This is a genomic window from Nostoc sp. UIC 10630 (genome assembly GCF_010747425.1).
Taxonomy (GTDB): Bacteria; Cyanobacteriota; Cyanobacteriia; order Cyanobacteriales; family Nostocaceae; genus Nostoc.
This window is the reverse complement of record NZ_JAAGOG010000436.1, coordinates 1-1,402: the sequence shown is the minus strand read 5'-3', so window position 1 is coordinate 1,402 and position 1,402 is coordinate 1. Positions and strand designations below refer to the sequence as shown.

3 protein-coding genes are annotated in these 1,402 nt (G+C 46.2%); 1 reads left to right on the top strand and 2 read right to left on the bottom strand.

The genetic code is table 11. The features are described from left to right. Positions 1-17: 17 nt before the first annotated feature. Together G1O98_RS38215 and G1O98_RS38210 are read right to left on the bottom strand one after the other, a co-directional pair. Complete coding sequence (locus G1O98_RS38215; RefSeq protein ID WP_163939656.1) at positions 18-623, bottom strand: transposase; 606 nt, start codon at positions 621-623, stop codon at positions 18-20. Further along, positions 580-1,047 carry a transposase gene (locus G1O98_RS38210; RefSeq protein WP_163939654.1) on the bottom strand — a complete coding sequence of 156 codons (468 nt, stop codon included), beginning with the start codon at positions 1,045-1,047 and terminating at the stop codon, positions 580-582. Before G1O98_RS38210 ends, G1O98_RS38215 begins: the two co-directional genes overlap by 44 nt. Positions 1,048-1,192: 145 nt before the next feature. Here G1O98_RS38210 and G1O98_RS39560 point away from each other — a divergent pair. Next, the coding region (locus G1O98_RS39560) for a hypothetical protein (RefSeq protein WP_207794535.1) at positions 1,193-1,402 on the top strand (210 nt) is incomplete at its 3' end.

Sequence of the window (1,402 nt, the reverse complement as noted above, 5' to 3'; positions counted from 1 at the left end):
AGATTCTCTCATTGATGTCAAGAGGCGATCAGAAAATCCTTGTTGACACAACCAGGATCAAAGGTAGTTTTTCGACGGAAAACAGCCCATGCCCAAACCAAAATCTTGCGAGCCGCAGCCAGCAGAGCAAGTTTTTTGGCTTTACCACGTCCAACCAAACGCAGATAAAAGGAGCGCAAACAATTGTTGCCACGACTACCACCTAAAGCACCCATGTACAATAGCTTACGGATACGCGGATTCCCAAAACGAGAAATTTTGGAATTACGCCGCACAGTTGCACCACTTTCAAAGGTTTGTGGGTCAATGCCGACATAGGCAGTCAAACCCTTAGCTGTTCCTTGTCCAAGAGTTAAGCCATGCCAACGGTACAGCAGCACCAGCAGAGGTAAGACATTCTTTGCTCCAATACCGGGAACTTGTCTGAGTCTTCGAGCATCTGCCTCCAGATGAGCATAATTCGCCAGATGCGACTGAATTTGCTGTTGTATTTCAGCCAGAGCTTCTTGCAAGTGATGAATCATACTTTCAAGATTATTCACAACGTGACTGGAAACCCCTCTACGGTTTTGTAATGATTCAAGTCGGTTGCGTTCTTGCTGTAACAACTGCTCGCTTGTCATTTTGGCGTTCGAGTAAACTTTCAAGCTCACTAATTTCTGAAGGTAATGGTTGCCAAGGTTGTGGTTGGCGCTCACTGGCAAATCTAGCCAGCAACAATGCGTCTTGCTTATCAGTCTTTGCTCGTTGTCCCAACCCCTTTGCCCACTCACGTACATATTTAGGATTGGGCAAACTGACTTTCCATCCGCGCTCGTGACCAAAACAAGCCAGTGCCAATTCATAGCCTCCTGTTGGTTCTAAAACTAGATGTATACAGTTGGCTTTGTTGGTTGTCACTGCTGTTGCTAAACACTGTTCTAGTTCAATGAAACCTTCTGCTGTATTGCTAAACTCACCTAAGCTCCGACCTTTGCCGTCAACCCAAATGGCAGCAGCAAACTTTGCTTTGGCTATATCAACTCCGACTGCCAGGGGTAATATCATACTTCGCCTCCCTAATCAGTTTTTCAACTCCCAGGCATCAGTATCAAATAGAGCGGTCGCCTCAACTCCCTGGTATCCGAGCTTTTATGCTCTCCATTCTCTTCGTCGTCGCTCCCTAGTTTGACCGTTCAACGCTCAAGCTCAATTGCCTTGGCGGACTATTTTCGGTCTGTTTCTGACACCCGGTTTTGCCTATGTTTTCATTTTTATCCGATCGCACTCTCCTTGTGACAATGATTTTTACAACACTATCCGAACTGACCTATCTACGCGGCGGACTCATTCTTCCTGGCGGACTTCCGGTCTAATTCCTGTATTGTGTTTGTCTTCACAATACCAGGCGGACTTTGTTTGT